This is a genomic window from Bacillus sp. SB49 (assembly GCF_000469135.2).
Taxonomy (GTDB): Bacteria; Bacillota; Bacilli; order Bacillales; family Halobacillaceae; genus Halobacillus.
Genome location: NZ_CP048117.1, coordinates 298,163 through 317,316 on the forward strand (window position 1 = coordinate 298,163; position 19,154 = coordinate 317,316).

The 19,154-nt window shown below is 46.6% G+C and carries 14 protein-coding genes and 3 rRNA genes; 11 read left to right on the forward strand and 6 right to left on the reverse strand.

Annotated elements, in window-relative coordinates; all coding sequences use genetic code 11:
- Positions 1-61: 61 nt before the first annotated feature.
- From M662_RS01610 to rrf, 7 genes are all read left to right on the forward strand, one after another.
- Positions 62-856 carry a 3D domain-containing protein gene (locus M662_RS01610; RefSeq protein WP_026578886.1) on the forward strand — a complete coding sequence of 265 codons (795 nt, stop codon included), beginning with the start codon at positions 62-64 and terminating at the stop codon, positions 854-856.
- 244 nt (positions 857-1,100) lie between these two features.
- A complete protein-coding gene (locus M662_RS19430) occupies positions 1,101-1,253 on the forward strand; it encodes a hypothetical protein (RefSeq protein WP_008636261.1) in 153 nt (50 codons plus the stop codon).
- Between the two features lie 188 nt (positions 1,254-1,441).
- Positions 1,442-2,242 carry an SDR family NAD(P)-dependent oxidoreductase gene (locus M662_RS01615; protein WP_026578887.1) on the forward strand — a complete coding sequence of 267 codons (801 nt, stop codon included), beginning with the start codon at positions 1,442-1,444 and terminating at the stop codon, positions 2,240-2,242.
- 17 nt (positions 2,243-2,259) lie between these two features.
- Positions 2,260-3,282: a ThiF family adenylyltransferase gene (locus M662_RS01620; RefSeq protein WP_026578888.1), complete on the forward strand. Its 1,023-nt coding sequence runs from the start codon at positions 2,260-2,262 to the stop codon at positions 3,280-3,282.
- A gap of 521 nt (positions 3,283-3,803) precedes the next feature.
- Positions 3,804-5,367 (forward strand): 16S ribosomal RNA (locus M662_RS01625).
- A 182-nt stretch (positions 5,368-5,549) separates the two neighbouring features.
- Positions 5,550-8,468, forward strand: a 23S ribosomal RNA gene (locus M662_RS01630).
- 87 nt (positions 8,469-8,555) lie between these two features.
- A 5S ribosomal RNA gene (rrf, locus tag M662_RS01635) occupies positions 8,556-8,669 on the forward strand.
- The 16S, 23S and 5S rRNA genes sit together here, the layout of an rRNA operon.
- A gap of 40 nt (positions 8,670-8,709) precedes the next feature.
- Here the strand turns inward: rrf and M662_RS01640 are convergent.
- On the reverse strand, positions 8,710-9,567 hold the full coding sequence (locus M662_RS01640; RefSeq protein WP_008636962.1) for an SAM hydrolase/SAM-dependent halogenase family protein: 858 nt from the start codon (positions 9,565-9,567) through the stop codon (positions 8,710-8,712).
- A 345-nt stretch (positions 9,568-9,912) separates the two neighbouring features.
- On the opposite strand from M662_RS01640, the gene M662_RS01645 reads away from it, so the two are divergent.
- Complete coding sequence (locus tag M662_RS01645) at positions 9,913-10,476, forward strand: lysozyme family protein (protein WP_236096530.1); 564 nt, start codon at positions 9,913-9,915, stop codon at positions 10,474-10,476.
- Positions 10,477-10,533: 57 nt separating this feature from the next.
- Here the strand turns inward: M662_RS01645 and M662_RS01650 are convergent, their stop codons facing one another.
- Complete coding sequence (locus tag M662_RS01650; protein WP_026577036.1) at positions 10,534-11,865, reverse strand: glycoside hydrolase family 68 protein; 1,332 nt, start codon at positions 11,863-11,865, stop codon at positions 10,534-10,536.
- A gap of 75 nt (positions 11,866-11,940) precedes the next feature.
- Positions 11,941-13,218 carry a glycoside hydrolase family 68 protein gene (locus tag M662_RS01655; protein ID WP_026577035.1) on the reverse strand — a complete coding sequence of 426 codons (1,278 nt, stop codon included), beginning with the start codon at positions 13,216-13,218 and terminating at the stop codon, positions 11,941-11,943.
- A 408-nt stretch (positions 13,219-13,626) separates the two neighbouring features.
- Here M662_RS01655 and M662_RS01660 point away from each other — a divergent pair, with 408 nt between their 5' ends.
- A complete protein-coding gene (locus M662_RS01660) occupies positions 13,627-14,781 on the forward strand; it encodes an AI-2E family transporter (RefSeq protein WP_152413379.1) in 1,155 nt (384 codons plus the stop codon).
- Between the two features lie 17 nt (positions 14,782-14,798).
- Here the strand turns inward: M662_RS01660 and M662_RS01665 are convergent, their stop codons facing one another.
- From M662_RS01665 to M662_RS01675, 3 genes are all read right to left on the reverse strand, one after another.
- On the reverse strand, positions 14,799-15,389 hold the full coding sequence (locus M662_RS01665; RefSeq protein ID WP_008636949.1) for a cysteine dioxygenase: 591 nt from the start codon (positions 15,387-15,389) through the stop codon (positions 14,799-14,801).
- Positions 15,376-16,278 (reverse strand): DMT family transporter, encoded by a 903-nt coding sequence (locus M662_RS01670; RefSeq protein ID WP_008636948.1) that lies wholly within the window; start codon positions 16,276-16,278, stop codon positions 15,376-15,378. Before M662_RS01670 ends, M662_RS01665 begins: the two co-directional genes overlap by 14 nt.
- A 126-nt stretch (positions 16,279-16,404) precedes the next feature.
- On the reverse strand, positions 16,405-17,400 hold the full coding sequence (locus M662_RS01675) for a YeiH family protein (RefSeq protein WP_026577033.1): 996 nt from the start codon (positions 17,398-17,400) through the stop codon (positions 16,405-16,407).
- A gap of 123 nt (positions 17,401-17,523) precedes the next feature.
- Between M662_RS01675 and M662_RS01680 the strand changes: the two genes are divergently transcribed.
- Both M662_RS01680 and M662_RS01685 read left to right on the forward strand, forming a co-directional pair.
- Complete coding sequence (locus tag M662_RS01680; protein ID WP_236096531.1) at positions 17,524-18,408, forward strand: LysR family transcriptional regulator; 885 nt, start codon at positions 17,524-17,526, stop codon at positions 18,406-18,408.
- A 47-nt stretch (positions 18,409-18,455) separates the two neighbouring features.
- Positions 18,456-18,959, forward strand: a complete 504-nt coding sequence (locus M662_RS01685) for a GNAT family N-acetyltransferase (protein ID WP_051348842.1) — start codon at positions 18,456-18,458, stop codon at positions 18,957-18,959.
- Positions 18,960-19,154: the final 195 nt, after the last annotated feature.

Genomic DNA, 19,154 nt, shown 5'->3' on the forward strand with positions numbered 1-19,154 from the left:
TTAAACAGTGCCTAAACAAATCGTTTAGCAAGACTGTTTACCCAAGGAGGAAATAACAATTATGAAAAAAACAGTAGTATCTTTGGCGGCGGTCGCTTCGATTTCGGCAGTAACAGCAACTTCAGTAAGTGCAGAAGAGGTAACAGTAAATAAAGGAGACACGCTTTGGTCCATTTCCCAAGCGAATGGAGTCTCTGTTGAAGATATAAAAGCAGCAAACGGACTAACTTCTAACTTGATCTTCCCCGATCAGAACCTTTCTGTCGACGGACAAAGCAAATCTGCGGATGTCCACACAGTAAAACCAGGAGACACGCTTTTCAGCATTGGACAAGCTAATAATGTAAGTGTAAGTGATCTGAAAGCATGGAATGGTTTGGATTCTGCATTGATTTTCCCTGGAGATGAACTCAAGCTTCATAGTAATGGCGAAGCTGACGCAGCTCCTGAAGCTTCCCAACCTGTAGAGAAGGAACAACAGGAACAGGCTCCTGAACCTGCTGAAGCAGAGAAGCAGGAAGCGAAAGCAGAACCAACATCCAGTGAGCCTGCTCAAGAAGAAGCAGCGAAAACATTGACGATGGAAGCTACAGCGTACACTGCTTTCTGTGAAGGCTGCTCTGGTACAACAGCTACAGGTGTAGACTTGCGTGCTAATCCTGATCAGAAGGTTGTAGCCGTCGACCCTGATGTCATCCCATTAGGTTCTGAAGTCTATGTAGAAGGTTATGGTAAAGCAATCGCTGCCGATACTGGTGGTGCAATCCAAGGTAACCGTATTGATGTCTTCGTACCTGAACAATCAGATGCACTTGATTTCGGACGAAAAACAGTAGAAGTTAAAGTATTGAATTAATCATATAGATGCAGAGACGATACGTTTTACGTGTCGTCTTTTTTTATGTTTGATCATAAATACAGGCGGGAATATTTTGTGAAATACGCGAAAAGACCGTGATATATGTCGAAAAATGAGCTTATAGATGGTTCATTTATAAAAAAACATAAAAATAATAAAAATCTCTTGCTTTTACGATGTTTTACTAATATTATCAGGGGGAATCGAATTATAATCCCATAAAGAAAAGGAGGACACCACTATGACTCTGCTCTATTCAAAAGCTCGTGAGCTTTTCGACCAGGACTACAAAAACAGCCCGGAAGGTCAAACGCAGGAAAAGTCAAAAGGTCTGAAACGTACACGTAGTGGAAAGGTTCTATTGTCTTTCCGGAAGCAGAACAAACGGAAATAACATTAGAAGTGGTGTAGGTAGCTATGAGAAGAAACAAGAAAAGAATAAACATGGCAGACTTTCTTAAAAAAGTTGTCCCGTGGATCAGCGCTTCAACGACGGAATCCGTTCGTTAAGCGCTGATTTTTTATTACATAGGTTTAGTGCCGTCGTACAGAGGATATCGTGACGCTAAGGAGGAGATAGGGATGAACATTTTTTCTGAACAGGCGTTAGAAGGAACACATACTATTGTTACAGGTGCTACAGGCGGAATCGGCTTCGAAGCGGCGAAAGAAATTGTCCGTGCTGGAGGTCATGTGACGATTACTGGACGAAATGGTGGGAAACTGGACGAACGGAAAGAGTCTCTTGCCTCCATACGGGAAGATGCGGAAGTCTACGTCGTTCAGGCAGATTTGAATAAAGAAGAGGACAGAAAGAAGATTGTTCGCGAAGCAGCGAGCGCTATGGGGCCGATAAATGGTCTTGTCAATTCTGCCGGTGTTATCGGCGGTGGAGCATTGGAAGAGTTGAATGAAGATGAGTTGCGTAAAGTAATGGAACTCAACTACTTTGCGACGGTCCTCTTTACTCAGTTAGTTTATAATGAAATGAAGACAACTGGAAAAGGATCGATCGTTAACCTTTCCTCCTTATCCGGTTTGCGAGGCACACACAGTAATACGGCATATAGTGCATCAAAATTCGCAATCACGGGCTTCACCCAATCGTTTGCTTATGAAGCGATTGAACATGGAATTCGAGTGAACGCCGTCTGCCCCGGCTATGTGGATACATCTATGGGACAGGCATCCATACGTGCAAAAGGTGAGAGGGAAGGGAAGAGTTACGAGGAGCAGCGCCGTATTGCAGAGGAAGGGATTCCTTCTGGAAGGTTGAGTACGGCAGAGGAAGTGGCGCGGTCTATTGTTTATCTATTGACAGATGCTTCGCTTAATATAGTAGGAGAATCCATGAAGATTTCCGGTGGAAGTGTAATGAGGTAGATGGAGGGGGCTTTTTTTTGAGTGATGGAAGATATTCACGACAGGAACGGTTTCGACCGATTGGGCAAAAGGGACAAAGTAAGCTGGAGGGGAGTCATGTACTCATTATTGGAGCGGGTGCTCTGGGTACGAGCAGCTCGGAACAGCTGGTGCGGGCCGGAGTGGGGAAGCTGACGATTGTCGACAGGGATTATGTAGAACTAAGTAATCTGCAAAGGCAGCAATTATATACGGAAGCGGATGCTGCGGCACACCTTCCGAAAGCGGAAGCGGCTAAACGGAGGTTGTCCAGTATTAATTCAACGGTTTCTATAGAAGGTGTGATTGCCGATGTTCAGCGGGAAGAATTGCTCCGTTTGGCAGATGGTGTTGATTTAATGATGGACGGTACCGATAACTTTGAAACAAGAATGCTGATGAATGACGTGGCCCAGAAGTATAATATCCCCTATATATATGGTGGGTGTGTCGGAGGCAACGGTCTTGTGTTTTCCATTCTTCCAGAGAAAACCCCTTGCTTAGGTTGTTTGTTGGAACGTGTACCTCTGGGCGGAGCGACTTGTGATACTGTCGGTGTGATCAGTCCGGCCGTGCAGATGGTTACAGCATTACAAGTAGCGGAAGCGTTAAAGATACTGACCGGGGACTTCGCCCGCGTTAATCCAGCTTTGATGACCTTCGACTTATGGAATAATGACAGGACCTCCATTAAAGTCTCGAACGCCAGAAGGAAAGATTGTCCCTCGTGTGGTGATTCTCCCGTCTATCCATATTTAGAAGAAGTCAATGCTACTAAATTTGCTGTTCTATGTGGTCGGGATACCGTGCAGATACGCCCTTCCGGAACGATGAAGCGTGACTTTGCAGAGTTGAAGCGTCGATTACCTTCAGAGAAAGTGAAAGAGAATCCATTTTTACTATCATACGACCATGGCAAGCATCATCGTATGGTTTTCTTTAGAGATGGAAGGGTGCTCATCCATGGAACGAAGGATGTCATAGATGCTAAGAAGCTCTATTATGAAATAGTTGGAGGTTGATCGGTTTCTTTTTATCTTTCCAGGGGAAAGATAAATGTAACGACAGTCTACAAGGAGAGAAACTATATGAAGCGATTAATAAGACGCATCTTCAAATATGGACCGATCATCTATCCGATCATAAGGAAAATTATGCGCAAAAGAAGAAGCAGGTATCGTTGAGTACACCTTTATCCGGGTGTGCTTTTTTGTTTATATAATATAGAAGCTTTTTGTTGAACTAGCATACTATGAAAAAAATATCGAAAAAGGTATTGCAATAGATTTATAGCCATGATATATTATTACTTGTCGCGTTAAGAGAGCGGCGCACCGCACAGAACTTAACGAAACAAAATATAAAAAAGTTGTTGACGGAAACGAAACAACATGTTATATTAGTTAAGTCGCTGTTAAGCGGCAAACAACATTTTGATCTTTGAAAACTGAACGAACCAACCAGTACGTCAAACATTCTTTCTATTATATAGAGAGAATTCAAACAAGCACATTCGGTGTGCAAAATGAGCAAGTCAAACACTTTTATGGAGAGTTTGATCCTGGCTCAGGACGAACGCTGGCGGCGTGCCTAATACATGCAAGTCGAGCGCGGGAAGCGAGCTGATCCCTTCGGGGTGACGCTCGTGGAACGAGCGGCGGACGGGTGAGTAACACGTGGGCAACCTGCCTGTAAGATCGGGATAACTCCGGGAAACCGGGGCTAATACCGGGTAATACTTTCTTTCGCATGAAGGAAAGTTGAAAGATGGCTTCTCGCTATCACTTACAGATGGGCCCGCGGCGCATTAGCTAGTTGGTGAGGTAACGGCTCACCAAGGCGACGATGCGTAGCCGACCTGAGAGGGTGATCGGCCACACTGGGACTGAGACACGGCCCAGACTCCTACGGGAGGCAGCAGTAGGGAATCTTCCGCAATGGACGAAAGTCTGACGGAGCAACGCCGCGTGAACGATGAAGGTCTTCGGATCGTAAAGTTCTGTTGTTAGGGAAGAACAAGTACCGTGCGAATAGAGCGGTACCTTGACGGTACCTAACGAGGAAGCCCCGGCTAACTACGTGCCAGCAGCCGCGGTAATACGTAGGGGGCAAGCGTTGTCCGGAATTATTGGGCGTAAAGCGCGCGCAGGCGGTTCCTTAAGTCTGATGTGAAAGCCCACGGCTCAACCGTGGAGGGTCATTGGAAACTGGGGAACTTGAGGACAGAAGAGGAGAGTGGAATTCCACGTGTAGCGGTGAAATGCGTAGATATGTGGAGGAACACCAGTGGCGAAGGCGACTCTCTGGTCTGTTTCTGACGCTGAGGTGCGAAAGCGTGGGTAGCAAACAGGATTAGATACCCTGGTAGTCCACGCCGTAAACGATGAGTGCTAGGTGTTAGGGGGCTTCCACCCCTTAGTGCTGAAGTTAACGCATTAAGCACTCCGCCTGGGGAGTACGGCCGCAAGGCTGAAACTCAAAGGAATTGACGGGGGCCCGCACAAGCGGTGGAGCATGTGGTTTAATTCGAAGCAACGCGAAGAACCTTACCAGGTCTTGACATCCTTGGACCTCCCTAGAGATAGGGATTTCCCTTCGGGGACCAAGTGACAGGTGGTGCATGGTTGTCGTCAGCTCGTGTCGTGAGATGTTGGGTTAAGTCCCGCAACGAGCGCAACCCCTGATCTTAGTTGCCAGCATTCAGTTGGGCACTCTAAGGTGACTGCCGGTGACAAACCGGAGGAAGGCGGGGATGACGTCAAATCATCATGCCCCTTATGACCTGGGCTACACACGTGCTACAATGGATGGTACAAAGGGCAGCGAAGCCGCGAGGTGTAGCAAATCCCATAAAACCATTCTCAGTTCGGATTGCAGGCTGCAACTCGCCTGCATGAAGCCGGAATCGCTAGTAATCGCGGATCAGCATGCCGCGGTGAATACGTTCCCGGGCCTTGTACACACCGCCCGTCACACCACGAGAGTTGGTAACACCCGAAGTCGGTGAGGTAACCTTTTGGAGCCAGCCGCCGAAGGTGGGACCAATGATTGGGGTGAAGTCGTAACAAGGTAGCCGTATCGGAAGGTGCGGCTGGATCACCTCCTTTCTAAGGATTTAGAACGGAAGCGTACTTGGTTGGTTGTTCAGTTTTGAGAGATCGAAAGATTTCTCTGAACTACGTGAACCTTGAAAACTGGATAAGGAATCATCGTATCATCTAACGATGAAACGATTGATGACAAGACATCAAACATCGAAAGTTTTAAACAAACGTCTTTTCACGACGATAGTTAAGTGAATAAGGGCGCACGGTGGATGCCTTGGTACTAGGAGCCGATGAAGGACGGGACTAACACCGATATGCTCCGGCGAGCCGTAAGTAGGCTTTGACCCGGAGATTTCCGAATGGGGAAACCCACTGTTCGTAATGGAGCAGGATCTTATGCTGAATACATAGGTATAAGAAGGCAGACCCGGGGAACTGAAACATCTAAGTACCCGGAGGAAGAGAAAGCAAATGCGATTTCCCAAGTAGCGGCGAGCGAAACGGAATCAGCCCAAACCAAGAGGCTTGCCTCTTGGGGTTGTAGGACACTCCTTTGGAGTTACCAAGGAGGAAGGTAGATGAATCGATCTGGAACGATCAGCCAGAGCAGGTAACAGCCCTGTAGTCGAAACCTTTCTCCCTCCGGAGTGTATCCTGAGTACGGCGGAACACGTGAAATTCCGTCGGAATCCGGGAGGACCATCTCCCAAGGCTAAATACTCCCTAGTGACCGATAGTGAACCAGTACCGTGAGGGAAAGGTGAAAAGCACCCCGGAAGGGGAGTGAAAGAGATCCTGAAACCGTGTGCCTACAAGTAGTCAGAGCCCGTTAATGGGTGATGGCGTGCCTTTTGTAGAATGAACCGGCGAGTTACGACCGTATGCAAGGTTAAGCAGCAGAAGCGGAGCCGCAGCGAAAGCGAGTCTGAATAGGGCGAGTGAGTATGCGGTCGTAGACCCGAAACCGTGTGATCTACCCATGTCCAGGGTGAAGGTCAGGTAACACTGACTGGAGGCCCGAACCCACGCAAGTTGAAAATTGCGGGGATGAGGTGTGGGTAGGGGTGAAATGCCAATCGAACACGGAGATAGCTGGTTCTCTCCGAAATAGCTTTAGGGCTAGCCTCAGAATAGAAAGTCATGGAGGTAGAGCACTGATTGGACGAGGGGCCCCTATCGGGTTACCGAATTCAGTCAAACTCCGAATGCCATAGACTTTGTTCTGGGAGTCAGACTGTGGGTGATAAGGTTCATAGTCGAGAGGGAAACAGCCCAGACCGCCAGCTAAGGTCCCAAAGTGTGTGTTAAGTGGAAAAGGATGTGGAGTTGCTTAGACAACCAGGATGTTGGCTTAGAAGCAGCCATCATTTAAAGAGTGCGTAATAGCTCACTGGTCGAGTGACTCTGCGCCGAAAATGTACCGGGGCTAAACACACCACCGAAGCTGCGGATTGATCGTAGGATCAATGGTAGGAGAGCGTTCTAAGGGCCGTGAAGTCAGACCGTAAGGACTGGTGGAGCGCTTAGAAGTGAGAATGCCGGTATGAGTAGCGAAAAAAGAGTGAGAATCTCTTTCACCGAATGCCTAAGGTTTCCTGAGGAAGGCTCGTCCTCTCAGGGTTAGTCGGGACCTAAGCCGAGGCCGAAAGGCGTAGGCGATGGACAACAGGTTGATATTCCTGTACCACCTCCTTTCCGTTTGAACGACGGGGGGACGCAGGAGGATAAGGAGAGCGTGCCATTGGATGTGCACGTCCAAGCAGTGAGACGGTCGGATAGGCAAATCCGTCCGGCATAACGTCAAGCTGTGATGGGGAGGGAACTATAGTACCGAAGCTCCTGAGTTCACACTGCCAAGAAAATCCTCTAGTGAGGAAAGAGGTGCCCGTACCGCAAACCGACACAGGTAGGCGAGGAGAGGATCCTAAGGTGAGCGGGAGAACTCTCGTTAAGGAACTCGGCAAAATGACCCCGTAACTTCGGGAGAAGGGGTGCTCCTCTGCCGAGGAGCCGCAGTGAAAAGGCCCAAGCGACTGTTTACCAAAAACACAGGTCTCTGCGAAGCCGTAAGGCGAAGTATAGGGGCTGACACCTGCCCGGTGCTGGAAGGTTAAGGGGATGCGTTAGCGTAAGCGAAGCGTTGAACCGAAGCCCCAGTAAACGGCGGCCGTAACTATAACGGTCCTAAGGTAGCGAAATTCCTTGTCGGGTAAGTTCCGACCCGCACGAAAGGTGCAACGACTTGGGCACTGTCTCAACGAGAGACCCGGTGAAATTATACTATGTGTGAAGATGCACATTACCCGCGACAGGACGGAAAGACCCCGTGGAGCTTTACTGTAGCCTGATATTGAATGTTGGTACAGCTTGTACAGGATAGGTAGGAGCCTTAGAAGCCGGAGCGCTAGCTTCGGTGGAGGCGCTGGTGGGATACTACCCTGGCTGTACGGACATTCTAACCCAGGACCGTGATCCGGTCCGGAGACAGTGTCAGGTGGGCAGTTTGACTGGGGCGGTCGCCTCCCAAAGAGTAACGGAGGCGCCCAAAGGTTCCCTCAGAATGGTTGGAAATCATTCGCAGAGTGTAAAGGCACAAGGGAGCTTGACTGCGAGACCTACAAGTCGAGCAGGGACGAAAGTCGGGCTTAGTGATCCGGCGGTACCGCATGGAAGGGCCGTCGCTCAACGGATAAAAGCTACCCCGGGGATAACAGGCTTATCTCCCCCAAGAGTCCACATCGACGGGGAGGTTTGGCACCTCGATGTCGGCTCATCGCATCCTGGGGCTGTAGTCGGTCCCAAGGGTTGGGCTGTTCGCCCATTAAAGCGGTACGCGAGCTGGGTTCAGAACGTCGTGAGACAGTTCGGTCCCTATCCGTCGTGGGCGTTGGAAATTTGAAAGGAGCTGTCCTTAGTACGAGAGGACCGGGATGGACACACCGCTGGTGTACCAGTTGTTCCGCCAGGAGCATAGCTGGGTAGCTACGTGTGGTCGGGATAAGTGCTGAAAGCATCTAAGCATGAAGCCCCCCTTGAGATGAGATTTCCCTTTGCCTTCGAGCAAATAAGATCCCTCAGAGACGATGAGGTTGATAGGTCCGAGGTGGAAGCGTGGTGACACGTGGAGCTGACGGATACTAATGGATCGATGACTTATCTATCTGATCAAATGATCGCGTGAAAAACGTTTCTTTCGATAAAGATGTTTCCTTATCCAGTTTTGAGGGTTTACCTCAATAGAATATTGATGTGGTGGTGAAGGCGAAGAGGTCACACCTGTTCCCATGCCGAACACAGCAGTTAAGCTCTTCAGCGCCGATGGTAGTCGGGTAGATCCCCGTGAGAGTAGGACGCTGCCACGTCAATTCAAAAACCTTCAGGTTTATCCTGAAGGTTTTTTTGTTAATTAAAATTATTGTGCGATGCTTTTCGGACGGTTACTGTCCAATTCGGGCCTGGCTGTATATGATAGGCATCTGCGAAAGAGCCTTGATTGATAGCGATGCCCAGATTATCCAACGAGTTCACATAAAGGATCGGCTCACCTATATGACGATCTGCAAAAGATTTACCAAATATCATGCTGTTCCTATAAGTCTGTCTCGTTCCATTATCAATCGTAACCTCCAAGCCATCTCCATGCGTCGCGTCCAACTGTGAAAAAAGTTCTCTGCTTACATTTGTCCATAAGTTACCGAATCGTATATCGAGAACATCAATGGAACCTTGAATGACACCATTATCCAACTGTGCCGTTTGAAGAGGAAGGGATACGATACGGTCGTGGGGGTGGGAAGCGCCTACGCCATAGAAGGAAATAGCTCCTGAAGCTAATCTGGCACCAGTATAGGCATAGACATCCCGCCCGTGGAAGGTGTAGGATTCCCCGGAGTTAGGAAGTCTGTTAATTCTCTCATCGATTTCTCTAACTTCTCTGATCCCTATATACTTGTTGACATGAGTCAACGTACCATTGTCAGGGGTTACAATATAGTGGTTTCCCATCGTTTGAGCGACAATGCTTTTTCTGCCCGAGCCTACTCCAGGGTCCACGACAGATACAAAAACGGTACCTTCGGGCCAGTAGCTGATCGTTTGATACAAGCGGTAGGATGCTTCCCAAATGTCGAAAGCAGGGATATCATGGGTTAAGTCAAAAACCTTTAAATCAGGATCTACGGAAAGAGATACCCCGTACATGGCGCTGACAGCACCGTCACTTAAACCGAAGTCTGTTTGTAAAACAAGGCTTTTCTTCATAGGGATCCCTTCTTTCTAAGGTTTGGTTTGTAAAGAACCAGCTATTCTCTAAGTTATACGAAGAAGCTTATGTCTCTAAGTAGATAATTATCCGTATCATTCAGTCGTTTATTGCCTTTAGGTAATTATAATCCGTAAATGACAGAATAATCAAACTAATCCAGCGTATTACCGATTCATTATACAGGAAGATGATCTTTTAACATGATAGAATGAAAGTGTTATTTTCGTATGGAAGGAAGGGAGAAATTGTCTGTCAGAAACAAAAGCAAAAGCAAAAGTAAAAAAGCCGGCTTCTTGATGTTCTTTCTCCCCTTTCTTCTCGCTGGGATTTTTCTCTATGTAATGAATAATTATGATATAGGTCAAGAGATTGCGAGCAGTTTGAGAACGGAAAAGGAACCGAAGCTGTCTACAAATGTGCTTGATTACGAGGAAGAGGTTAGATCGTATGCGGCTAAAGAGGGGATTGAACCATATACAGAAGTTATTCTCGCTGTGATGATGCAGGAATCAGGAGGTCGGGGAAACGATCCGATGCAGGCATCTGAATCCTTGTGCGGAGAGGTTGGCTGCATTACAGAGCCAAAACGCTCCATTGAACAGGGGGTAAGCTATTTTGGTGATGTTTTGGAACGTGCTGATTACGATGTGAAGCTGGCTTTGCAGTCCTATAATTTCGGACCTGGATTTATAGAATTTGTTATGGAACGAGGGGGCGAGTACACGCAGGAACTTGCCATCGAGTTTTCCGCACAAAAGTACGACGAATTGAGAGACACCGGGATATACAGCTGTATCAGGGAAGAAGCAGAACAGTATGGTGCGTGTTATGGAGATATATACTATGTAGATGCGGTCCTTGGGTATGTGGAAGAGTCGGATTATAAAGCAGTCACTAATATGTGATAGAAGAAAGAGGCCCTATACGGGGCCTCTTTCTTCTTTATGATAAGAATATACTTATTATCTGATTTTTCCAGGTTTTGAATCTCCATTTATTTTTGTAGTGTCGTTATGAATGGACAGCTTGATTGTAGGTGCAAGCGTACCGCCGAAATGCGACATTTGGTATTCCGGTGTGGTTCCTCCTAAATCTGCTATGTTCTTCCCATCTAAGTCATGGAAATTGTAGAAGCTGATCACTTTCCCATTGGGCATGACGGTCCAAGAGTACGACTGGTAGTCATGGCCATCCGGATTAGCAAGAACAAGGCCGCTTTCATTTAGAGGTTCATAACCTCCGAATAGGGAATTCGATGTGAATCCATAAAGCCCGTCAGGACCGTCCACGCCTGGGCCGAACTTATGTTCATGTGTACTTGTGAATAAATAGTACTTATTCCCTTTATTCACGATATGAGGGCGTTCCAGCTCCTGATTTACGTAATTAGCTTCAAGAAGAGCAGGGAGTGCTTCAAATTCTGTATAGGCGTCATTCTTAGCTTCCGCAATGCCGATACTTCCATTGAATTGTTTAGCGAAATCCTCCATAAATACTTCATGGGTGCTGCTGAATGCATCACTGCCTATATATGCCTTATCTAAACTTCTCTCTGCTGGAGCTCCGGGCGAATTCGCTTCGAAAAGGATGTAATCTTTACCGCTTTTCGGATCCTCGTAGAACCATGGATCGCGGAAGGTATAAGCGATATCGCCTTGTTGGGACTGTTCCTGAGTTTGATAATACTTACCATGCGGCTCCAGGATTATGTCATGGGAGAAGTTTGTGAAGGAAACGCCATTTCCATCTGCTTTTATATCGCCTGTTGCCAGGGCAAGGCGTTGTTCATAAGTTAATGTTTCTTCTCCTTTACGGCCTGTCGCCGTATAAAACAAATGGAGTTTCCCGTTTTCCATCATGGCGGAACCAGCCCATTGCCTTGAACCATAAGCATCTTCGGAAGGGAATGCTTCTCCGCCGAGCGTCCAATCCTGACCATTTTTAGAATAGAAATAGCGGATAGCTGCTACATCATGACGCTTTCCGGGTAGCAGATCAGACGGTGCTGTAAGGGAAAAGATAACGTAATTTCCGTTTACCTTAGCAAGTGATCCGTCCTTCTCCCGTAATGGCCAAGTATCCCAAACGTGGAGTTCCGGTGCCATCTTTTCAAAGTCTGGTTCGATATAAGGAGCTGTGGTTGCATCCGTACGCTCGATTTCCAAAGCATCCTCGATCGTCCAGTTGGATGTTGGTGTTTCTTGTGCAGAGACGCTTCCCGCGAAGCCGGCTGCTCCCATACTCAATACAGTCGCCATAACGATATGTTTCAAGCTTTTTCTTCTAAATACCATTAGTCTTACCTCCTTATTTAAAAGAAAAGAAGCTGGTTTTGCTTAAAAACCTAGCTTCTTTCCATTGGTTCTTCATTATCCGTGGATTTCACCTTCACCCATAACGTTAGTGATCTTGGATGTATCACCTTTGAGATTAATCTTAAGGGTTGGGGCAAAAGAGCCGCCGAATTGGAAGTTTCCATTCTCATCATAAAATTCATTCACAAAACTAATGACTTGTCCGTGTGGTAAAACAGCCCATGAGTAGGTTTGGAATGGATCTTCTTTCGGATTCGCCACAACAAGACCATTTCCGTTCATCGGTTCATAATCTCCGAATAGAGATTCACCATGGAATCCGTAGAGCCCGTCCGGCCCTTTTAGACCTGGGGCGAAGGTGAATTCGTGTGTAATCGTGAACAGGTAGTAATCATTACCTTTCTTCACAACATGCGGACGCTCCAATTGTTGGTTTGTCCCGTTTGCCTCCAACAGTGGAGGAAGAAGTTCAAAATCAGTCAGGTCATCGTTTGTCGCTTCAGCGATACCGATGTTCCCGTTATAATTCTCTGCACCGGCTGGAACATCCTCACCTGTAGATCCGATGTGCTTCTGCTTCAATGTCTTATCAAACCCACCACTGTTTCCTTCAAAAATGAGGTACTCTTCCCCTGTTTCAGGGTCTTGGAAGAACCAAGGGTCACGGAAGGAATAAATGATATCACCGGTTTTCTGTTCTTGTGTTTCGTAGTATTTTCCATCTGCCTCTGCCAGGATTTGATGTTCCCCCTGGTTAGATACAGTGACGCCGGAGTTCCCTTTGGCATCCATTTCAAACGTTGTCTTTGCTAAACGTTGTTCGAAAGTCGGTTCCCCTTTACGTCCAGTAGCTGTGTAGAAAAGGTGGACCTTTCCGTCTTTATCCAGCATTGCAGATCCAGCCCATTGACGGGAACCAAAGGCTTTTTCCTGATCATAAGGAACATCACCCATCGTCCAGTCTTTTCCATTCTTGGAATAGAAGTAACGAATAACGGCGTGATCATGGCGTCCGCCCCACGTATAATCCTTGCTTGCAGTCAGGGCAAAGGTAACATAGTAACCTTTGATTTTCGCAATAGAACCATCACGGTTTCTTAAAGGCCAGGTATCCCATATCCAGTAGTCAGGTGCCACATCAGTGAAAGAATCGAGATTAGGCGCTGTATTCTCTTCCGTCAATTGGAAGTTTTGTGCGTCTTCTCTCGACCAAACTGGAGTGTCCTCGTCTGTTTGTGCATTTGCTTGAAGAGGGCTTTGTGCCAATGTTCCAACGAGAACAAGACCGGTTAACGCAATTTTAGATAATAAAGAAGAATAAGTACGTTTCATTGTTGCCTCCTAATATGTAGTAGTATTATGCTCCGGAGCACATGGTTAACTTTATGGAATGGATTCCATATGGTCAATGCAGGCCAAAAGTATCAGCCATTAGTGGAATTAAATTGAAAGAGGGGATGTACCAAGGGTCTTAAGCTTAATCTTAATTATGCAAAGGTTTCCAACTAAAGAAAAAAATGAGATAATAATATCGACTCTTCTGTATGATTTTGTAAATTATTCGTTATTAATAGATTATATGGAATCGATTCCATATAGGGATAAGGTCTTTGGTTCAATGGTAGAGTAAAAGGAAGAATCGCTCGACCGGTGAATCAAAAGTGTTCATTATGGGGTTTCTATTATGATAAACTGAGGAAAAATAAAGAAGAGTTGTTTATTCGTGAAGGGGTAATGATTATGAATCGTTGGGATTCCACACCGTTTATCCGATTTTTCGGCGGCAGGAAATTATTATATGTTTTAGGGATCTTGCTGTTAATCGGTTTGAATATTTTCATTTATTCAAGTGTCGGCTTTATTTTCGAGCCTTTCTTCATATTTGTAAAAACGGTGGCACTGCCGTTAATTCTCTCTGTAGTTGTTTACTATCTGCTTCGTCCGATCATTAATTTACTGGAATCTTGGCGGATCAAACGGATATGGGGCATTTTGATGACGCTGCTTGTGCTGGTAGGTCTGATCACGCTGCTTATTGTCCTGATCATTCCGTTCCTGGAGAAACAGCTGATCAGTCTGGCGGAGGATTTACCGAAGTACCTTGGCGATATGATCAAGTCAGCAGATGAATGGTTGAAGAATTCCATCTTCTCCAGCTACTACACAAATATGTTCAATGATGTAGATGAGTTGTTGAACCAGGTACCTGATTATATATCATCCTATGCTTCTCAGACGGTCGAAGGGATTACGAACATCATATCCACGGTGACAAGTGTGGTCGTTGCTTTAGTTACGCTTCCATTCATCCTTTTCTACCTTCTGAAAGACGGGCATCATCTGCCGGAGAAAATTCTCCGTATGTTTCCTCCGAAAGCTCGTCCCGGAGTGAAGAGTGTCTTTCAGGGCATTGATCATCAGCTTAGTGCTTACATTCAAGGCCAGATCATCGTCAGTTTCTGTATCGGAGTGATGATGTACATCGGGTTCCTGATTATCGGCTTGGATTATGCTCTTTTACTTGCGGCAATCGCCAGTGTGACAAGTGTCGTACCATATTTAGGACCGGCAATTGCAATTACGCCTGCCTTGATCATATCCATCGTGACATCACCATTTATGGTATTGAAGCTGGCCATTGTGTGGACAGTGGTCCAACTGCTTGAAGGGAAGTTTATCTCTCCACAGATTATGGGGAAAAGCCTGCATATCCACCCGGTTACGATCATCTTTGTCCTGCTTACGGCAGGCCATTTGTTCGGGGTAGTCGGAATCATCCTCGCCATACCGGGATATGCCATTCTTAAAGTGTTCGTTTCCCATATCTTTTACTGGCTGCAGACACGGTACAACCGCTTTGCGGAGGATGAAGATAAGTATAAACTGGATCAATAAATTAAAAGAAGCGGGCCTCAAGTCCGCTTCTTTTTTAATTGGATTTCTTTTACTTTCTGCTTCTGATCATCCGGCCACCATGCGCCGCAGTCAGTGGATACAATACAGGCAGCACATGCTTCCAGATCGTACACCTTCATTCCGCGGATGGGTGGGGAATAAAGGTGAAGCGTGATGAGTGGCTCTCCCCCTTCTTGCGCCATTTGGTGGACACCCCGCACAGGTGCGAAGAAACAAGACCCTTTATTTTGCGTCTCTGTAAAAAGCGGCTCAGGAAGACTGTCGTTCTCCACTCTGTAAATGGTCTGTTTGGTCCGGCCGCTTAGGACTTGGATCCATCCGGCTGATTGGCCATGGTCGTGCGGTGCACAAGCTAGGGCACTCCAATTCATGACGATCACTTCTACATGATCGTCCTGATACAAGACTTTCCGGGCGTATGGTTTCCCTGCCGGATCTCGGAGAAAAGCAGTCACTTCCTCTAACGATACATCCAGGTTCAGCAGTGTTTGCTTGATCTCTTCCGGCTTCCATGAAGACATGGTGGAGAACGCTCTCTTCATACGTTCCAAAAGGTTCATTAGTTCTTCCTCCTTAATTCTTCCCATTGATAAATCTTCCTTGTACAATCATGACACCGAAAACAATAAGACAGCCTCCTGCGATAGAAGCAGGAGCTAATCGTTCATTTAAGATGAGAACCGCTGCACCAAGAGTAGCCAGTGGTTCAAAGTATAGAAATACGGAGACTTGAGAAGCCTTCATGACTTCAAGAGCCTTCGCCCAGTACCAATAAGCGACGGCGGAAACGAAGATGCCCAGAAAAAGAAGGTGGCTCCAATCAGCAGATGTGAGACCGTAAAGCTGCTGGATACCGTTATTTCTGACAAAGAAGGGAAGGGTAAGAATAAACCCGATCATACTCATATAAAAGGTGAGGACGAGAGGTGGCAGCGGGACGGCAAGTGCTCGAAGCAATATGGTGTAAACCGCCCAATTAAGTGTGCTTAGGATCATTAGAATATATCCAATAGATAGAGAGAATTCCAGACTCATTCCCCGTCCCCAAGTCGTGATCATCAGAACTCCAGTGACGGATAAAGTGATTCCCAGAACTTTCCCTATAGTGATCCTCTCCTGAAGAAATAGAAAGGAGAGGAAAATAGTGAATATTGGGGAAAAGGCGATGAGCCAGCCTGCATCGGATGCTTGGATAGTTAATAAAGCGGATGCTTGGATAACTTGATGAATAAATACACCCAGAACCCCGAGGATGATTAAATGCGGAAGGTTGGAGATGCGGACCTTCCATGGTTCTCTCAAAAGAAGAATAAGCAGAAATAAGAAAAGGGATCCGATTCCGAACCGTACGACGAGAAGCGATAAGGGATCCATCTTATCCAAGACGGCCTTCGTGGATACAAAAGAGATCCCCCAGAATGTAATAGACAGGAAAGCGTAAAAGGAGGCCCCGGCCCTTGTTTGAGACATTCCCATGTGAATGATATTCCTTCCTTCAAAAAAGTGTCCCTATACTATATGCACATAGTGGACGAGCATGAATCGCAGGAAGAAAAAAAGAACCCACATGAGGGTTCTTTTTTCGCTGGGAGATACCTGTTTTCAGGCAACGATCCAATAGGTGAATAAGGAAAGAAGGACCGATGTGACAAGCAGCAACAGCGTCGGTTTCCATGCTTTGTTCTTCACATCAGAGAGACTCACATTCAAGCCGAGACCAACCATCGCCATTGTCAAAATAAAGGACGTTCCTGTCGATATACCGTTCATAACAGTAGCGGGTATTGTAAACAGCGTTCCATCTATATAGCTGCCGAACAAGCTCAAAGCAATAAAACCCAGAAGGAACCATGGGAAAGCGATAGCACGGCCGCTTTCTTCATTCCGTTTTTTTCGGTTCATGATCCATACGAGAATCAGGCTGACCGGTACGAGCAGGAAGACACGACTGAGCTTGGCAAGGAGAGCCATGGCAAGTCCGTCTTCTCCTGCAGGCTCTCCTGCAAGTGCGACATGTGCGATTTCGTGAAGACTTAAGCCCGCCCACATTCCGTAGGTCTCTGCGTCTGCCGGCAATAAGGGGCGGATAATCGTGTATGCGATGGCGAACAGGGTACCGATCACCGATATGATACCTGCGCTTAGAGCGGTGTCTTTTTCCTTCGCTTTCAAGATTGGAGAAACCGCTGCAATTGCGGAAGCACCACATATGCCGGTGCCGATACCGAGCAGCAAAGTAAGCGATTTGTCTGCTTTGAAGATTTTCGCAAGCAGCATCATCAAGCCGACAGCGAACAGGATAACGAGTGTACCGCGGAATAGTAAAGGTAATCCTTCATGAAGAATGACATCGATGTTCAGTTTTAAACCGAATAATATGATAGCTAAACGAAGCAGCTTCTTCGTCGAAAAGCGGATTCCTGTGTGCAGTCGCTCGGGATATCCGAAGAAGTGTCTGTAAATGACAGCAAGCACAATTGCTGCTGCCAACGGCCCCACTTGGTTAACAAGCGGCAGCTCAGCCACAAGGAATCCTGCAGCAGCAAGGATGGCGGTAAAAACAATTCCGGGAAGGTAATTTCTTATTTGTTGATTCATAGGTGTATCCTCCTTCTGACCATTCCCCATCATACGCCCGGACTATCTATTAGTAAAATAAAACTTTATAATGGTTATAATTAAAAAACATAATGATTGGGTGAGACTATGGATTTTGAAGCGATGAAAACCTTTGTGGCAGTGGTGGATCAAAAAAGCTTTACAAAAGCAGCAGCCAGCTTAAATCTGTCCCAACCGACAGTAAGTTCCCACATAAAGAATTTAGAACGTTATTTTGATGCTACGTTGATTGATCGATCGCCGAAGCGTTTTCATTTGACAAAGACAGGGGAGATTGTCTATCAGCGTTCAAGGCAGGCAATCGGTTTGATCGATAAGGCCGTTCAGGAAGTATCAGAATACCAGCGGGAGCTTGGTGGACTGATTCGTATCGGTGCGAGTTATACGGTGGGGGAATACATTCTTCCGCCTATTTTAAAAGCATTCGATCAGGCTTACCCGTCTGTTGATTTACAGGTAAGAATTGAAAACTCGAAGCGGATTAATGAGGCCGTCCAGCACCATGACTTGGATGTGGGACTCATAGAGGGGAAGGTTACCCAGCATGGTTTAAGCTCGGAGCCGTTCATGGAAGATGAAATGGTCGTCCTCGTGCCGGAGGCCCATCCGATTCGAAAACAATCGTCTATTACTTTCGCTGATCTCCAGGATCAGACGTGGATCACCCGGGAAGAAGGATCAGGTACAAGAGCGATGATGGATTCCATGTTGGAGAGCTTCAACATTCGTCCGAAGAAGATGATTACAATCGGAAGTAATCACGGAGTTGTCCAAGGGGTGAAAGCGGGTCTTGGTTTGTCCTTTTTATCTAAAACAGTTGTCTGTCACACAGGTGTCGAACACCTGATCATGCAGCTTCCCTATATAAAAACAACGACGCGGTATTTTTCTATCGTCACTCCGATGAACAGAGAAGAAATCAGCGACTCTGTGGACAAGTTCATGGAGGAAGTGCGAGCGCTCCACCAATTGTCAAAGAATTATTAAATTTACCGGCATCTTATTCTGATAAGATGAAAGAGAGAGGGATTTGGTTGAACGTAGAGAAATGGTATAAGGGTGATGATTTACAGGAAATTATCCAGATGATCAGAGAGACCATTTGCGACGATGACTGTTCTCCTTATTCGGAAAAACAACGGGAGGCTTGGGCTGCGGGGTTCCTTGATACACAGGGGCTGTGCGAACGGTTAAAGAAAAGCAGTACGTGGGTGGTCAGGGAAAACGGGCGTGTCATCGGCCTTGGAAGCCTGTACAAAGACGTCGTGGACCTTCTTTATGTCCATAAGTACAGCCGGCGCAGAGGGGTCGCTTCCCTTTTGCTTCATAAGCTGATGGAAGAAGCGGTTCAACAGCGTAGGTGTTTGTTGACAACCGAAGCAAGCTTCCCTGCTGTTCCTTTCTTTGAGAGTCACGGATTTGCAGCAGTAGCGGAACAAACAAAGGTCGTTCGAGGCATTTCGATAAAAAATGTCCAAATGTGCAAAGAATGGCATAACGAAGATGATCCGAGGGTAAAGAAGAGTATAAAAAATTGAAACGCCGCCCGGTCCCCGCACGTACTTAATGGTAGACAGATGAATCTTTACGAACGTAGACCAAATCTTATTTCATACTGAGGTGAAAAAATGAAAAGATTAGACCAGATCGTCGACTATTTGAAGGCACTGGGAGTTGAGGTAGAGAAGGTTTATCGCACACCGAAGGAAGAGACGAGATAAGATAATCTTACA